This window comes from Sorangium sp. So ce426 (assembly GCF_051475585.1).
Taxonomy (GTDB): Bacteria; Myxococcota_A; Polyangia; order Polyangiales; family Polyangiaceae; genus Sorangium; species Sorangium cellulosum_B.
This window is the reverse complement of the sequence record NZ_CP150341.1, coordinates 10,849,602-10,864,731: the sequence shown is the minus strand read 5'-3', so window position 1 is coordinate 10,864,731 and position 15,130 is coordinate 10,849,602. Positions and strand designations below refer to the sequence as shown.

At 73.4% G+C, this 15,130-nt stretch carries 13 protein-coding genes; 6 read left to right on the top strand and 7 right to left on the bottom strand.

All coding sequences use genetic code 11. The features are described 5' to 3' along the window. Window positions 1-570: a hypothetical protein gene (locus tag WMF44_RS40755; protein ID WP_437295437.1), complete on the top strand. Its 570-nt coding sequence runs from the start codon at window positions 1-3 to the stop codon at window positions 568-570. Between the two features lie 50 nt (window positions 571-620). Here WMF44_RS40755 and folK read toward each other — a convergent pair whose 3' ends face one another. From folK to WMF44_RS40725, 6 genes are all read right to left on the bottom strand, one after another. Then, on the bottom strand, window positions 621-1,118 hold the full coding sequence (gene folK / locus WMF44_RS40750) for a 2-amino-4-hydroxy-6-hydroxymethyldihydropteridine diphosphokinase (protein WP_437295436.1): 498 nt from the start codon (window positions 1,116-1,118) through the stop codon (window positions 621-623). Window positions 1,119-1,243: 125 nt separating this feature from the next. Further along, entirely contained in the window at window positions 1,244-1,630 is a 387-nt protein-coding gene (locus WMF44_RS40745; RefSeq protein ID WP_437295435.1) for a hypothetical protein, read from the bottom strand. Between the two features lie 55 nt (window positions 1,631-1,685). Next, window positions 1,686-2,642: a glutathione synthase gene (gene gshB, locus WMF44_RS40740; protein WP_437295434.1), complete on the bottom strand. Its 957-nt coding sequence runs from the start codon at window positions 2,640-2,642 to the stop codon at window positions 1,686-1,688. Window positions 2,643-2,730: 88 nt separating this feature from the next. Continuing rightward, on the bottom strand, window positions 2,731-3,597 hold the full coding sequence (locus tag WMF44_RS40735; RefSeq protein WP_437295433.1) for an anti-sigma factor family protein: 867 nt from the start codon (window positions 3,595-3,597) through the stop codon (window positions 2,731-2,733). Further along, complete coding sequence (locus WMF44_RS40730) at window positions 3,594-4,280, bottom strand: sigma-70 family RNA polymerase sigma factor (RefSeq protein WP_437295432.1); 687 nt, start codon at window positions 4,278-4,280, stop codon at window positions 3,594-3,596. The genes WMF44_RS40735 and WMF44_RS40730 overlap by 4 nt, the downstream gene beginning before the upstream one ends. Window positions 4,281-4,314: 34 nt before the next feature. Continuing rightward, window positions 4,315-5,058, bottom strand: coding sequence for a polyhydroxyalkanoate synthesis regulator DNA-binding domain-containing protein (locus WMF44_RS40725; RefSeq protein WP_437295431.1), 744 nt, complete (start codon window positions 5,056-5,058; stop codon window positions 4,315-4,317). Window positions 5,059-5,154: 96 nt separating this feature from the next. On the opposite strand from WMF44_RS40725, the gene WMF44_RS40720 reads away from it, so the two are divergent. From WMF44_RS40720 to WMF44_RS40705, 4 genes are all read left to right on the top strand, one after another. Further along, window positions 5,155-5,946: an ABC transporter ATP-binding protein gene (locus WMF44_RS40720; protein WP_437295430.1), complete on the top strand. Its 792-nt coding sequence runs from the start codon at window positions 5,155-5,157 to the stop codon at window positions 5,944-5,946. Between the two features lie 100 nt (window positions 5,947-6,046). Further along, complete coding sequence (gene nuoH / locus WMF44_RS40715) at window positions 6,047-8,026, top strand: NADH-quinone oxidoreductase subunit NuoH (protein ID WP_437295429.1); 1,980 nt, start codon at window positions 6,047-6,049, stop codon at window positions 8,024-8,026. 48 nt (window positions 8,027-8,074) lie between these two features. After that, window positions 8,075-9,883: a hypothetical protein gene (locus WMF44_RS40710; protein ID WP_437295428.1), complete on the top strand. Its 1,809-nt coding sequence runs from the start codon at window positions 8,075-8,077 to the stop codon at window positions 9,881-9,883. Next, a complete protein-coding gene (locus WMF44_RS40705) occupies window positions 9,880-11,049 on the top strand; it encodes a trypsin-like peptidase domain-containing protein (RefSeq protein ID WP_437295427.1) in 1,170 nt (389 codons plus the stop codon). Before WMF44_RS40710 ends, WMF44_RS40705 begins: the two co-directional genes overlap by 4 nt. Window positions 11,050-11,315: 266 nt before the next feature. Here the strand turns inward: WMF44_RS40705 and WMF44_RS40700 are convergent, their stop codons facing one another. Beyond that, entirely contained in the window at window positions 11,316-12,110 is a 795-nt protein-coding gene (locus WMF44_RS40700) for a hypothetical protein (protein WP_437295426.1), read from the bottom strand. 1,018 nt (window positions 12,111-13,128) lie between these two features. Here WMF44_RS40700 and WMF44_RS40695 point away from each other — a divergent pair. Further along, entirely contained in the window at window positions 13,129-15,126 is a 1,998-nt protein-coding gene (locus WMF44_RS40695; RefSeq protein ID WP_437295425.1) for a protein kinase domain-containing protein, read from the top strand. Window positions 15,127-15,130 lie beyond the last annotated feature (4 nt).

Below are 15,130 nucleotides of genomic sequence, written 5' to 3'. Positions count from 1 at the left end.
ATGGGGGACGCGCCGAAGCGACGCCTCCCGGTCGTCGGCAGCGGCGCGGCAGGCGCGGCGCCTCCTCGGGGCGGCGCGGCAGCGCCGGAGAAGCGCAAGCTCCCCGTGCTGCAGAGCGGTGGCGACGACGAGGGTGAGGACCGGCCGCCGTGGCACTGGATCGCGCTCGGGACGGTGGCGATCTTCATCGCGTGGCTGCCGCTCGCGGGCCTCGTCAACACGCTGCTGCGCCGGATGATCGAGCGGGCGGGGGACGCCGGGGCACAGGGCTCGGTGCGGCTCGCGATGGTGGGGCTCAACGTGATCGCGTTCGCGCTCGCCGGGGTCGCCGGCGGCTACCTCGTGGGGCGGTTCGGCGGGCGCGCCGGGCGGCGCGAGGCCGCCGCGAGCGGCGCCGTCGTCGCCGCGCTCGCGTGGGCGCTCGCCCTCGCCGAGGGCGCGCCGGCGGGCGCGCTGGGGTGGGCGCTGCTGCTGGTCGTGGTGGTCACGATCGGCAGCGCGGCGTCGTACGCGGGCGGCAGCGCCGGCCTCCGCTCCCGCGCCGCTTCCGGCCCGCCGCGCTCGCGCTGAGCGCCGCGCCCGCGCGTGGCAGCCGCGCCCGCGGGCGGCAGCCGCGCCGATCAGATCGGATCGAGCTTGCGAATGGGCGCGCTCGCAGCGGGGAGCGCGGCGTACGCGACCGCCGTGCGCGGGTCGCGCGCGTCGGGGGCGACGTCGAGCAGCGGCCTGAGCGCGAACACTCGGTCGCAGAGCCGCGGGTGAGGCACCACGAGATCCGGCTCCGCGACGACCTCGCCCTCGATCCAGAGCAGGTCCAGATCGATCGTGCGCGGCCCCCATCGCACCGGATCGGGGCGCGTCCGCCCGAGCGAGCGCTCCACGGCGAGGGTGCGCTCGAGGATCTGGCGCGCGGGCAGCGACGTGGCGACGAGCACCGCGGCGTTCACGTAGTCGCCCTGCGGAGGGCCGCCTGCGGGGGGGGACTCGTAGCGCGACGACTCGAGGACGACGTCGAGATCGGGATCGGCGCCGAGCGCCGCGATGGCGGCGCGGAGGGTCGCCAGGCGATCGCCCAGGCTCGACCCGAGCCCGATGACGACATGCCGGCGGGATCTCATGGCGAGAACCTACCACGCGCCGCGCGCGTCCGCGGCGCTCCGCGCGGAGAGCGGGCGCCGCTCCGGAGATCGGCGCGAGGAGGGCGCCGGCACGCGCGAGGAGGGCGCCGGCGCGGCGGTCGCGATCACTCCCCCGGATCGTTGGCGCGGCGCCCTGCGCCGATCCGCCGGCCCTCCGGCCGCGGGGGGAAGACGCGCCGATCCTCGGGGTTGCGGCGCGGGATGGGGGAGCGGCGCTCGACGGACGGATCGCGCTGCGCCGGCTGCGCGCCGCGCTGCGCCGGCTGCGCGCCGCGCTGGAGCCCCACGAACAGCGCGCGCATCTCCTCGAACGTCTCCGGCATGGCGACGGCCACGGTCGCCGCGTGCGTCCGGCACAGGCTCAGCGAGCGCCCCTGGATGACCACGCGCGCCATCCGCGTCCTCGCGCGAGGATCCCCGGGCGCACCGCCGTCCCGATCGCCCTGCTCGCCGTCGCTGCACACGGCACACCGCTCGAATGACTCGCCCATGGGGGAGCCTTCGCAGAGGCGGGCGCTCCGGGCCAACTTTCCGGAGCGACGTGGCTCACGCGCGCGCGGCCTGGCCGCGCGCCCGCTCCTCGGCCCAGGCGATCACCCTCGCCGCCGGATCCGCGCCGGTGAAGCGCCCGAGCTCCTGGATGCCCGTCGGGCTCGTGACGTTCACCTCGGTCAGGCGCTCGCCGATGACGTCGAGGCCCACGAAGAAGAGGCCGTCGGCGCGGAGGCGAGGCGCGACCGCGCGGACGAGATCGAGCTCGCGCGGCGAGAGCTCCGTCGAGACAACGCGCCCGCCGACGTGGATGTTCGAGCGGTGATCGTCGTCGCGGGGCACCCGGAGGATGGCGCCGAGCAGCTCGCCGTCGAGCAGGAGGACGCGCTTGTCGCCGTGGACGACGGCGGGCAGGTACTCCTGGACCATCGCGAGGCGGTGCCCCTCGTTCGTCATCATGTCCGCGATGGCGCGCGCGTTCTTGTCGCGCTCGTTGATCTGCAGCACGCCGAGGCCGCCCGCGCCGTCGAGCGGCTTGATCACGGCCGTGCCGCCGAGGGCGCGCACGAACGCGTGGATCTGCTCGCGGTCCGCGGTGACCAGCGTCCTCGGCGTCCACTCGGGGAAGTTCAGCGCGTAGAGCTTCTCGTTGGCGTCGCGCAGCCCGCGGGGGTCGTTCACGATGAGCGGGCAGCGCCGCGCGCGCTCCAGGATCAGCGTCGCGTACAGGTAGCTGCGATCGAACGGCGGGTCCTTGCGGATGAAGATGGCGTCCACGTCCGCGAGCCGGAGCCGCTCGGGGCCCCCCGCGAGCGAGATGAACGGGGGCGCGTCGCCGATGAGCACCGGCGAGGCCGAGGCGTGCGCCTCGCCGCCCTCGATCGAGAGGTCGCGCGGCAGGCAGTGGAAGCTCTCGTGGCCGCGCGCCTGCGCCGCTCGGATGAAGGCGAACGACGTGTCCTTGTCGTGCGTCACGCGGCTCAGCGGATCCATGACGAAGACGAAGCGCATGCGGTCTCTCGCGGTAGGGGTTCTTCGGGGTGGGATGATCGAGGGAGGGGACAGAACGGCGCCCGCCAGAGAGCGGGCGCCGGCGCGCTCACTGCATCGCAGCGAGGACGAGCTGCGTGCTGACGTCGTCGCCGAGATCCGAGGCGAGCGCGTAGCCGACGCCGCTGCGCTCGGCGGCGGCGACCGAGTAGCCGTTGATGTTGCCCACGTAGACGGGGCGCTCGCGCACGACGCGCGGCTGCAGGATCGGCTGCGCCTTCTGCACCGGGACCGCGCGCGAGTTGAACATGTAGACCGTCACGCGGTGGTTGCCCCGCACCACGAACTGGAGCAGCGCCGCGCGTCGATCGCGCATCGTGTGCACGCGGGCGCCCATGAAGTTCGCCGGTATCGACTGGAAATGCGGCCTGCGGACAGGGACGCCGACGAACGGATCGAAGCGCGGGAGATCCTCCGGGTTGGTCGTCTCCGGCGGCAGCGGCTGCGCGTGCTGGGTGACGAGATCGTCGAGCAGGACCTCGACGCTCTCGGTGGACGCCGCGCGATCGACCGCCGCCCTCGCGGCGTCCGCCCTCGCGGCCTCCGCCGACGCGTCCGGCCGCCGCGCCACGCCCACGACGAAGACGACGCCCGCCGCCGCGGCGAGCGCGATCGCGTACCCCCTGTGCACGAGGCGCGGCCTCGCCTCGGCCGCCTGCGCCGCGTCGCGCGCCTGCTCGTGCGCCACCGCCGCGGCGACGCGCGCCCGCAGCGCGTCCGGGCACCCCGACGGCCGCGCCCGCTTCAGGCTCGCCCGCAGCGAGCGCAAGAGCCTCACCTGCTCGAAGCACGGAGGGCACTGGACGAGGTGGGACTCGAGATCGACGGCGTGGTCAGGATCCAGCTCGCAGTCGACGTAGGCGCACAGCGCGTGGTCGAACCGCGAACAGCTCTCGATCGATTTCGCAGCGCTCATGCGGCACCCCGCTTCCGCTTGCGGTACGCGTCCAGGTCGGCGGGCGCGTCCTTCGCCGCGCCTTCGCTGACGATGCCCATCAAGACCGCGTGCTCGCGCAGCGTCTTCTGGAGGAGCTTGCGCCCCCTGTGCAGGCGCGACATCACCGTGCCGATGGGGCAGCCCATCGCCTCGGCGATCTCCTTGTAGGAGAGCTCCTCGATGTCCGACAGCACCACGGCCAGCCGGAACTCCTCGGGCAGCGCGTCGAGGGCGCGCTGAACCTCCGCCTCCACGAGCGGCGTGAGCGCCTGGGTCTCCGGATCGCGCATCGCCCGCATCGTCGTCGCGCCGACCCACGCATCGGTGAGCGGCTCGGCGTCGGGGCCGTCGAAGATGCCTCGCTCGAGGCCCCCGCGACGGTACCGGTTGATGAACGTGTTCGTCAGGATCCGAAGCAGCCAGGCCTTGAGGTTGGTGCCCGGCTCGAACTGATCCCGGGCGCGCATCGCCTTGACGATGGTGTCCTGGACCAGATCCTCCGCCTCCGTCGAGCTCTTCGTCATCCGGCAGCTCACGCCATAGAGCGTGTCCAGATGACCCAGCAGCTCGATCTCGAAGGCGTCGGCGCGGCCACCGTCGGCGCTGGCCAACGACAGGTCCTGCGCTACGGACGCAGGTTTCTTGCTGAAGAAGAACGGCATGGGCTCGACCGGGGGAACAGAGGAGCGCCCAGGGCTATTCCAGCCTGCTCTCGCTCCCTTGACCCTCACCCGCGGGTTCGTCCGCGCCGGAGCCCGCCTGGTGCGGAGCCGCGTCCTCGATGGGTTCACCCGCGCGTCCCTGGAGCTTCGCCTCCAGCTCGTCAATGCGCTGCGACAGGCGCTTGACATCGGACTGGAGATCGCGGACCAGCCCGAGGCCCGGGAGGATGGCCCGGATGCGCTCGTCGACGGCCTGCTGCCACTGATCGAGCGTCTGCTTCGAGCTCTCCACGATCCCGCTCAGGCGCCCCTTCGCGTGGCTCGACCTGTCCGCGTCGAGCGGCGGGGGCGGATGGGACGAGGGCGACGCGGGCGCCGCCTGCTCCGTCCCCGGGGCGGGCGCCGTTCCTGGCGCTACCACGCCGCCTTCGCCAGGGACCGCGCCGGGGATGAGCCGGCCGATCGGGCCCTCGCGCAGCTGCGAGAGCAGCCGCTCGCCCCGCTCCTGGATCAGATCTCTCAGCGTGCCGAGCGGGACCGAGCGCGGCTGCGATTTGAGATCTTCCGAGATGATCAGCGCCAGCGTGACCTCGGTCTTGTCCTCCTTGGTCGCGTTGTCGATGATCTGGACCTCTTCGCCAGCCCGGACCATCTCCCCTATCTGCTGCAGGGTGACGTAACGACTGTCCTTCGTGTCGTAGAGCTTCCGATTGGAGTAGCGCTTAATAACGCGACGCGGTACCTCGCCGCCTCCCAGAGTCTCCTTCGCCGTTTCCATCTCCTCTACGCCTCGAGTCGATTGGACCACCGCAAGAAACCTCGCGCAAGGGAAGATCACTCGATATCACTCAAATCATTCGACAAAAGAGACCGCGTGCAGGGGCCGGCGATCGATCTGCGTGACGTGGCCGCGAGCTATCCCACCGGGAGGCTGGCGCTGGAGGGGATCAGCCTGGATGTGCGCGCGGGCGAGCTCTGCGCCGTCCTGGGGCCGAACGGCGCGGGAAAATCGACGCTGGTCCGGGTCCTCTCGGGGTCCCTGCGGCCGGCGCGGGGCGAGGCGACCCTGCTGGGGAGGCCGCTCGCCGGCATGGACCGGCGGGCGATCGCGCGGTGCGTGGCGGTCGTGCCGCAGGGGATCGCCTCGGCGCCCGGCTTCACGGTGCGCGAGGTCGTCATGATGGGCCGCGCGCCCCACCAGGGCGCGTGGATGCTCGCCGCCGGCCGCGACGAGGAGGCGGTCGCCCGCGCCCTCGACGCCTGCGATCTCGTGGAGCTCGCGGGGAGGCCGGTGGCCGAGCTCTCCGGCGGCGAGCAGAAGCGGGTGGCCATCGCCCGCGCGCTCGCGCAGGAGGCGCAGGTGCTGATCCTCGACGAGCCCGGGGCGCACCTCGACATCCGCCACTCGATCGAGGTCCACGAGGTCGTGCGCAAGGAGGTGGCCGAGCGGCGCCTCGCCTGCGTCGCGGTGCTGCACGATCTCAACGCGGCCGCCCAGTACGCCGACCGCGTGGCGCTCCTCAAGGCCGGGCGGCTGGTCGCCCACGGCACCGTCGAGGAGGTGATGACCTACCGCCGGCTCAAGGACGTGTTCGAGGCAGAGCTCTACGTGGGCGTGAACGAGCTCGACGGCAGCCGGTACTTCCTCCCCGTCCGAGGCAGGTAACCGGCACCGGCAACCGGTAGGTAGTAGACAGACTGCGCGAGCAGGAGCGCTTTTCTCCGCATTCTCGACCGCGCGAGCGGCGCGGTTTATAAGCGGCACCATGCGCGGATCTCCTCCCTGGAGAGCTCTCTTTCGAGGCTTCTTGCCGTGCCTCCTGGCCCTCCTCGCGCTGCTCGGCGCGGCCGGTTGCGCCGAGAGCAGGACGGCGCCCGAGCTCCTGAGCGTCGTCGACGTCGTGCCGCGCGAGGTCGACCTCGGCGACCGCATCGAGATCCTCGGGACCAACCTGCCCACCGCCGAGGCGAAGGAGGCGGTCGTCACGTTCCGCGGCACCCTCCGCCGCCCCGGCCAGGCGCCGCTCACCGGCCAGAGCATCGAGATCGAGGGCGCGCAGGTCAGCAGCACGAAGATCTCGCTGGTCTTCTCCGAGGGCCTGCAGTCCCGCTTCGCCGGCCGCGGCGACGACGCGGTGCACACGACCTTCCACGGCGACGTCGTCGTCGAGATCCCCGCGGCGGCGCAGGGAGCGCTCCCCGTGAACGGCACGGTGAGGGGCGTCACGATGGACTTCCTCCCGCCGACCCCGCGCCGCGCCGTCATCGAGGCGCGCGTGAAGGAGGGGGCGCGCGCGCTCGCGTTCTTCGGCGTCGAGGTCGCGGCCGAGTCGCCGCCCGCCGGCGGGCTCGTCGTGACGGGCGTGCGCGACGGGGGCCCGGCGAGCCAGGCAGGGCTCCAGCCCGGCGACGTCATCACGCGCTTCGAGGGCGTGAAGGTGCTCTCGAAGGCCGACGTGATCCCGAGCGGCCACGAGCGGCGGTCGGCGGTCGGGATCCGCCGGGGCGGCGCGACCCCGTCCGAGATCCAGCTCTCGACCGAGGGGTTCCACGCGAGCGCCCCGACCGATCTGCTCGGCGCCGGGATCCTCCTCGGCGTGGCCGCCGCGATCATCCTGCTCTTCATGGCGCCGACCGCGGGGATCATCACCTGGGTCGAGCGCCGCGTCTCGGCGCGCATGCAGTCCCGCATCGGGCCGAACCGCGCCGGGCCGCAGGGCTTCCTCGTGTGGGTCGCCGACGGGATCAAGTCGATCATGAAGGAGGACGTCATCCCGGCCGAGAGCGACAAGGCGCTCTTCCGGCTCGCGCCCTACCTCGTGTTCGTCGGCGTGTCGGCCACGTTCGTCGTCATGCCGTTCGGCCAGTACCTCATCGCGGCCGACCTCGACATCGGGATCCTCTTCGTGATCGCCGTGACGTCGCTGGTCACCATCGGCCTCATGACCGGCGGCTGGGCGTCGAACAACAAGTGGTCGCTCCTCGGCGGGATCCGCTCGGCGGCGCAGATCATCAGCTACGAGATCCCCGGCGCGGTCGCGATCGTGTGCATCGTCATGATGACGGGCTCGCTGCGGCTCCAGGACATCATCGGCGCCCAGGGCGGCGCCGGGCCCTCGCTCCTCGACGTGGGCGGCTGGCCCTGGCACTGGTTCGTCTTCCGCAACCCGATCACGTTCGCGCTGTTCTTCCTGTATTTCACGACGGCGCTCGCGGAGGGCAACCGCGCGCCGTTCGACCTGCCCGAGGCGGAGAGCGAGCTCGTGGCCGGCTACTCGACCGAGTACTCCGGCATGCGGTACCTCTTCTTCTTCTTCGCCGAGTGGGCGAACGTCTTCGTGATGTGCGGCATCGCGAGCGCGCTCTTCCTCGGGGGCTGGCAGATCCCCGGCGTCTCGCCGGCCCAGCAGGAGGCGAGCTTCGGGCTCCAGCTCGTCGGCGTCTTCGTCTTCCTGCTGAAGAGCTGGGCGCTCGTCTTCGTTGTCATCTGGATCCGCTGGACGCTGCCGCGCGTCCGCATCGACCAGATGATGAACCTGTGCTGGAAGTGGTTCGTCCCGCTGTCGTTCGCGGCCTTCCTCCTGACGGCGCTCTGGATGGTGATCGGCGTCAGCAAGACGGTCCAGCTCGTCATCAGCGTCGTCACCTTCGCCGTCTGGGCGTACCTGTTCATCCACTTCATCCGCAGGGTCCAGCACAACCTGCGGGAGGCCAAGGTTGCGCTCCACCTGAATCCGTTCCTCTGAGCGCAACCGCGGTGCCACCTCGGCCTTGCGCTGAGGTATGCTGTCGGCGTGGCGGTCCCCTCGAGCCCGGCCTCCGACTTCTGCTCCGCGTGCGGGTTCCCGCTGCGTGGGCCGCGGTGCGAGGCGTGCGGGGTGGACCGGTCGCCTGTGCTCTCCGCCTCGCGCAAGCCGCCCGCGGACGCGGACTGGGACGGGAGCTCGATCGACGCCTTTCGCACGCGCGACCCGGTGCGCTTCGTCGCGCACTGCGCCTCCGCCGAGGCCGGGGCGAGCCTCCAGGCGACGACGCTGCAGGAGGGCGTGGGGTGGATCGTTCCGCTCGGGGCGATGACGCTCTTCATCTCGCTCGACGCGGCGAACGAGCGGGTGTCGATCGACGTCCCCGTCGTGCGCGTCGCGGAGCGGCACCGGGTTCCGCTGCTCAGGACGGCGCTGGAGCTGTCGAGCGGCCCCGAGCCGTTCCGGCTGTGCATGCGGGAGGATCTGCTGCTGCTCCGCCGCGTCGGCCGCGTCGCCGCCTTCACGCCGGAGGCGCTGCGCCAGGCGCTGCGCGAGAGCGGCGAGGCGGCGCAGCGGCTGGGGGAGACGATGGGCGCGTGGTTCGACGCGCGGCCGCCGTTCTCCGAGGAGCAGCGGGCGAGCCTCACGTGGGCCTCCGCCGGCCGCGCCCGGCCGCTCAAGAGCTTCACGGTCCCGCCCGCGCCTGCCCGCCCGCAGAGCGCGCCGTCGGTGCGGGCCGGCGCGCCGGCGACGCCGGTCTCGGGGGCGCGGACGCCGCTCGAGGAGCTGGCGGCGTGGGCGGCGCCCCCCTTGCCGCGCCTGCCCGAGTCGGTCGCGCGCCCCATCCGCGACGCGGACGCGATCCCCGACATCCTGTCCCCGTCGCTGGCGTCGGCGCCGATGCCGGCGCCGAGCGTCGCGTCGTCGAAGAACGGCGGCGCGCCCGCGCCCAAGGCCGGCATCCTCCCGCCGGCGCACGACGCCGTCGCGGCGTCGAAGGCGAGCGGCGGCGCCGCGATGCCGGGGTCCGAGGGCGGCGCCGCGAAGTCGGCCTCGGGGAGCGCGGCGACGGCGGCGCCGCTGTCGGGTGAGCAGGCGGCGGCCGCGGAGGCGCCGGCGCAGATCAGCGATCGCCGCAGCGCGCGCACCGTGCCCTTTCGTCGCTCGTCCTCCATCATGGCGGCGACGCCGCTGTCGGTGCGCCCGCCCGCGCTGCCGGAGGTGGAGATCGAGCCGCCGTCGCGCCGGAGCATCCCGTCCCGCCCGGAGTCGGCGAACGCGGCGGCCGACCGGTTCTGCCAGCTGCTCCGGGACGCGCAGGTGCTCGGCGCGGCGCTCAGCTTCCAGGAGCGGCCGGGCGTCATGGTGCTCCTCATCCGGTGCACGGTCTTCCGCGCGATCTACGAGCACGGCGAGGCGATGCCCGACGCGGTGGCGCACCTCTACCGCTGCACGGCGGCCGCGACCCGCGAGCTCATCCAGGCCGAGGGCGGCGCGCGCCGCGGGAACACCGCCGGCGTCGCGGAGCCGGCGCTCCTCGCGATGGAGCGGCTCGTGGCGATGCGCGGCCAGGTGCCCGAGGAGAAGCCGCTGCACATCGATCCGCTCACCACGGCGGCGCTCGCGCGCGAGCACCTCGGCCGCTACCTGCGCGAGATCGAGCGCGCGCCGGCCGACCCGATGCTCCGCCACTTCCTCGCGATCGGGGCCCTGTCCGAGCTCCTCGTGCGCACGAAGCTGCCCGCCAAGACCGAGCAGCGGCTGCGCGACATCGTCGCCTACGCGCAGCGGGACGGCGCCAAACCCGGCACGATCGAGCTCCTGATGACGGCGCTCTCGAGGATCGTCGCGCAATGACGTCGCAGCTGGCGGCGCACGGCGACGGCGATCTCGCGCTGCTCCACGAGCGCGTCGCCCGCGCTCGCCGCTCGGTGGTGGCGATCCGCGCCGGCGCGCTCGTGACGACCGGCTGGGTGGCGCTCGGCAACGGCGTCGTGGTGGCGAGCCGGCGCGGGCTCGGCTACCCGACGGAGGTCGCGCTGACGTTCGAGGACGGGCGGGGCATGGCGGGTCGGGTGATCGCCGCGGACGTGGGCCGCGACGTGGCGCTCGTCGCGCCGGCCGATCCGCCCGGCGTCGCGGCGCTCGCCGCGCGCGCGGCGGCCGAGCCGCGGCTCGGCGAGCGCGCCGCGGTGCTGAGCTGCCTCCCGGGGCAGAGCCTGCGCCTCGCGGTCGCGCGGGTCTGCCACGTGGCGCGCAAGGTCGACGGGCAGCTCCCGGCGTTCGAGCTCGACGTGGCGGCGCCCCTCGGCGCGCCGGTGCTCGATCCCGAGGGGCGGGTGATCGGCGTGGTCGCGGCGCCGTCCGGCGCGGCCGGGGAGCTCGCGGGTCACTGCGTGGTGGTCCCGGCGGGCGCGTTCCAGCCGCTGCTCGTCCTCGGGGATCGTCCGCTCGCGGAGCTCAGGGACCGGGCGCCGGTGTACCGCTGCCCGGCGTGCGAGGAGCCGTTCGACGTCGAGTGCGACCGGTGCCTGGGCTGCGGGCGCCTGCTGCCGCACGCGTACCCGCCGTGCCCGGCGCGCGCGGGCGTCGAGCGGGTGATCCGGCAGGGCCTGTCGGCGCTCGGGCTCATCGCCAACCGGGTGCGTGTCGGTCCGAGGGCGTGGCGCATCGCGCAGCGGCCGTACCCCACGGCGGAGGCGGCGACGCAGGTGGACATCGAGATTGACGAGGCGGGGCGCCTGCTGACGCTGCGCGCGCCGGTCGTGGGGCTGCCTGCGGCGAACCACGAGCCGTTCTACCGGTTCCTGCTCACGATGAACGACCAGACGACGGGGGAGTTCCGCGTGTCGCTCACGGGCGACGAGGTGTCGGCGTCGTGCGTGGCGTCGCTGGAGGGCTGCGCGGACCACGACGTGGCGCTGCTCATCGATGGGCTCGTGCAGATGGCCGACGAGTACCGGAGGACGCTGGCGGAGACGTTCGACGCGGCGCCCAGGTTCGAGTCGGCGGCGGGGCGCTGAGGGGGCGCAGGTCGAAAGCTTCCGACGCGCTCCGGAGGTCTCCGATGCGCTCCGGAGGCTTCCGGCGCGGAGGCGGGATGTGGAATTTGCCGGGGAATTCGTCCCCCGGCGCGCGTCGGACGGCGCCGTGGGCGCGGCGGACGCCGCCAAGTAGGCGAAATTTCGTGCTCCAGAGCGCGTCGGAAGCTTTCAGAGCGCGCCGGAAGCTTTCGGAGCGCGTCGGAAGGTCTCACCGGCGCGCCGGAGGCGCTGGTTTGTGAGCCGGATTACTCGACGTCGGTCGAGTGGGTCTCTTCGGCCGGCGAGGTCGGCTGGGATGGCGTGGCCGTGGGCTTGCCCGGGTTGGGCGGCGCGGCGGTGGGCTTGCGCTGGCGCGCCTTGCGGCTCGCGAGGCCGAGGCGGATGAGGTAACCGCGCTTCTTGATGACGGCGCGGGCCGTGGTCGACCACTCGTCGAACCAGGAGCGCAGCTTCACGAGCGCTTCGCGCCGGCGCGCGGTCTCCGGGAGCTCGGCCTGCTCGGGCAGAGGGGATGTCGGGCCGAGCGCGACGTCGACGAGCCGCTGGAGGCGCTTGCGCTCGGCCTTGTCGAGGCTGCGCGTCGCGAGGAAAGCGACTGCCTTCTTGTCGCTCTGCTTCGTTCCGGTGCGGCCCGGGTCGGTGCCATTCTCGAGGGCATCGAGCCTCGCGAGGAAGGTGGCCACTCCCTGGACGGCGGCGGTGCCGGTCGAGGGCGCGAGGTCCTTGAAGACATAAGCGTTCACATCGGGGAAACGCCGGCGGAGCGCGGCGCCATGACGGGTGAAGTTGGGCTCGTCCCACTGATCGAGCTCGCCCGTCGCGGCGCGCTGCGCCCTGGCATCGTCGGTATCGGGCGGCGCGCCGATCTTGCGGGGAGCGGCGAGGACATCGAGGAGCAGCGTGCGGCCCTCCACGATATCGTCATCGATCATCCCCGCTCCGGCCATCGACGTGCGAATCGCGGCGACAGCGCCGAGCCCCGTCAAGAACTTGGTGACGCGCTCCGGCGTCATCTCGAGGACTTCGTCTGAATAATCCATGCTGAGTTCCTCCCTGCCGACCGGGGGATCCGGACGGCGGCAATGAGAACAGAAGCTACAGTGGGTGTTTCGACGATTGGAAGAGGATTGTTGCGCGCGCGCGGCTGAGCGACCGTCGATTTTTTGCTCTACCGGCTCGGCATGGTCAGCGCTCCATGGATCTGACGGCACCATCAATGAGAGCACCCGATTCGATAACACGCGATGACACGCGATAACACGCGATAACACGCGATAACACGCGATGACACGCGGCGGACCGAGCCGGAGAAAGCCATTCCTGCAGCCATGGCCCCCGAGCGTGCAGCCACGGCTCCCGCCTGCGCGGCCATGCACTCGGGGAGCGCAGCCGCACCCGCAGGCGCCCATGATTTTCTCGAGACCGATCACTTTTCTGAGAAATCGGTCGCGCAGGGTCGATGATACCCGTGGAAGGTAGGGAGAGCGACGACCCCCTTCCGATGTCACGCCCGGGATCCGTCGCCACCACCATCTCATGCCTGCGCTCATGACCGCACTTGCTGGAGAGGAACCTGGCCGTGACCGCCCGCAGCTCGATCGAATGCTCGCTCGCGACCGTGCCCCTGGACGAGGTCCTTCGCGCCGGCGAGCGCGCCGCCGGGCCACCGGGTCGCGTCGCGCCCCCTCCGGCCCCGCTGATCACCGCGCCGCTTCCCGTGTCGTTTCGCCCGGATTCGCCTCTTCCCTGGCAGCCGTCCCAGGCGCCGCCCGCTTCCGTGGCGACGGCGCCAGTGCCCGTGGCGACGGCGCCGTCGCCGTTCGCGCCGGTCGCACCGGCGGCCGTCACGCGGCCTGTCGTGACGCGACCCATCGTGATCGAAGTGCCCTGTCCTCCGGTCCGCCGGGCTCCACGCTCCGATCCGACGGAGGAGCGCGCGTGCTCCGCGCGGGCGCTCGCTCCGCGTCCGCCTGCGCCGGTGGCGAGCTGGCTCGCCGTCGCCGCGACCGCGGCCTTCTTTGGTATGGTCGGCGCGCTCTTGATGCGGGGGTGGCTTGGATGAGTCAGGGCGAGCGCAGCACGCGAGACGACGACGCCGGGACGTCCTCGCCGCCGGCGACCTATCTTCCGGGGAGCACCGTCGCGGGCCACAGGCTCGTGCGGATGATCGGCGCGGGCGGCGTCGGCGTCGTCTACGAGGCGATCCACGAGTTCACGCAGCGGCGGGTCGCGCTCAAGCTGCTGCTCCCGCACTACGCGGGCTCCGAGCAGGTGCGCGAGCGCGCCCACAAGGAGGCCATCGCGCTCTGCCGGCTGCGGCACAAGAACATCGTCGCCGTGCACAGCGCCGACACGCTGCCCGACGGCACGGTCTGGATCGCCATGGAGCTCCTGGAGGGCCAGTCGCTCCGCCGGATCTGCCAGGTGGAGTCGCCGCTTCCGATCGCGCGGGCGCTCCACATCGGGATCGAGATCGCCGACGGCCTCGCGGCGGCGCACGACCTCGGGATCGTGCACAGGGACGTGAAGCCGGAGAACGTGTTCGTCGACCGGCACGGCGAGGTCAAGCTGCTCGACCTGAACATCGCGAAGATCCGGGTCGACGGTCTGCCGAGCACCCGGCCGGGCCAGCGGTTCGGCACGACGGCGTACACGGCGCCGGAGGAGTTCGCGGGGGATCCGTGCTCGCCGGCGAGCGATGTCTACGCGCTGTCGCTGGTGATCTACGAGCTCCTGGCCGGCCGTTACGTGTTCGCCACGGGCCGGGGCCTCTCGGGGATGCCCAGCGAGGCGCAGCTCGTGGCGGCGCACATGCTGCGGATGCCGGTGCCGGTGCACGAGGCGCTGCCGTCGATCCCGGACTACGTCTGGCCGGTGCTCCAGACCGGCCTGGCGAAGCGGCCGGCCGAGCGCTTCAGGCACGCCGGCGCGGCGGCGAGCGCGCTGCGCGAGCTCCGGGAGCGCTACCTGTCGGACGTGCGCGCCGGCCGGTTCGCCGCAGCGCCGGACCGAGGGGCGCCGGGGGCCCGGCGGGAGCACCACGGTCCGCGATCGCCCGAGCGGCTGATCACGGCGCCGCAGCCCGACGAGAGCCGGGTGATCGTCCCCGGGCCGGCGGCCTCGGCCGAGCTCGGCGGGAGCGATGCGCGCGAGGACGCGGACACGGCGCCGGCGGCGCGCGAGGAGGACGCGGCGCACGCCGCGCGCGAGGAGGGCACGGCGCGGCCTTCGGCTCCTCCGTCGCATCCGCCGCCGAGCGCGCCGCCGGGGGCCGACCCGGGCTGGCCGCTGCTCGTGACCCCCGGGCCGGTCACGGTGCGATCGTCCCCGGGAGCCGAGGGAGCGAGCCTCGTGGGACCTGGCCTGCCGGCGACGGACCGCGTCGCCGACCGGCGCTGGCGAGCGCAGCTCCTGCGCCGCTGCGCCGTCGCGGCGGTGCTGGCGATCGCCGTCTCGGGCGCCGCGACGGCGCTGTACATCCATGCGCGCCGCGAGCGCGCTGCGATGGCCGCCTCCGAGAGCGGGGCCGTGCCGGCCGCGTCTGCGGGCGGGGTCGTCGCGAGCGCGCCGGCGGCGCCGGCGCGCTCCAACGCCATGCACGCCACGCGCGCCGCCCACGAGAGCGGGGCGCCGCCGGACGCGCGCGTGCCGGAGAGCGCAGCCGAACCCCTCGGCGTCGAGGCGTCCGAGGCCGCGCTGTCACCTCCCGCCGAATCCACGGGAACGGCGGCCCGACCGAGCGCGCCTGCGGAGGCGAGCACGCCGGCGCAGGCGAAGGCGCCACCGCAGACGAGTGTGCCGGCGCCGCCGAGCGCGCCGGCGACACGGGCGCGTCCGGTCGCGGGGGCGGCGCGCGCGCCCGCACGGCGCCCGTGGGACTGGCTGTTCACGCCGAAGGGGCGCGGCGGGCGCGGCGGGCAGAAGGACATCGCCCCGGACGAGGAGGACATCTACCCGATGCCCTCGCGCGGGCGCGCCCCGGCGCCGGCCGGGCCGGCACCGCCCCGGGACAGACGACACGAGGAGCTGCCGTTCGGGAACAAGCCCAATTTCTGAGGGT

Bases quoted from the DNA above. Each gene is read 5' to 3' on its own strand.
- WMF44_RS40735 (WP_437295433.1), bottom strand. From the start codon at position 3,597: ATGAGCGCTGCGAAATCGATCGAGAGCTGTTCGCGGTTCGACCACGCG.
- WMF44_RS40725 (WP_437295431.1), bottom strand. From the start codon at position 5,058: ATGGAAACGGCGAAGGAGACTCTGGGAGGCGGCGAGGTACCGCGTCGC.
- WMF44_RS40695 (WP_437295425.1), top strand. From the start codon at position 13,129: ATGAGTCAGGGCGAGCGCAGCACGCGAGACGACGACGCCGGGACGTCC.
- WMF44_RS40730 (WP_437295432.1), bottom strand. From the start codon at position 4,280: ATGCCGTTCTTCTTCAGCAAGAAACCTGCGTCCGTAGCGCAGGACCTG.
- WMF44_RS40705 (WP_437295427.1), top strand. From the start codon at position 9,880: ATGACGTCGCAGCTGGCGGCGCACGGCGACGGCGATCTCGCGCTGCTC.
- folK (WP_437295436.1), bottom strand. From the start codon at position 1,118: ATGAGATCCCGCCGGCATGTCGTCATCGGGCTCGGGTCGAGCCTGGGC.
- WMF44_RS40755 (WP_437295437.1), top strand. From the start codon at position 1: ATGGGGGACGCGCCGAAGCGACGCCTCCCGGTCGTCGGCAGCGGCGCG.
- WMF44_RS40745 (WP_437295435.1), bottom strand. From the start codon at position 1,630: ATGGGCGAGTCATTCGAGCGGTGTGCCGTGTGCAGCGACGGCGAGCAG.
- nuoH (WP_437295429.1), top strand. From the start codon at position 6,047: ATGCGCGGATCTCCTCCCTGGAGAGCTCTCTTTCGAGGCTTCTTGCCG.
- WMF44_RS40700 (WP_437295426.1), bottom strand. From the start codon at position 12,110: ATGGATTATTCAGACGAAGTCCTCGAGATGACGCCGGAGCGCGTCACC.
- gshB (WP_437295434.1), bottom strand. From the start codon at position 2,642: ATGCGCTTCGTCTTCGTCATGGATCCGCTGAGCCGCGTGACGCACGAC.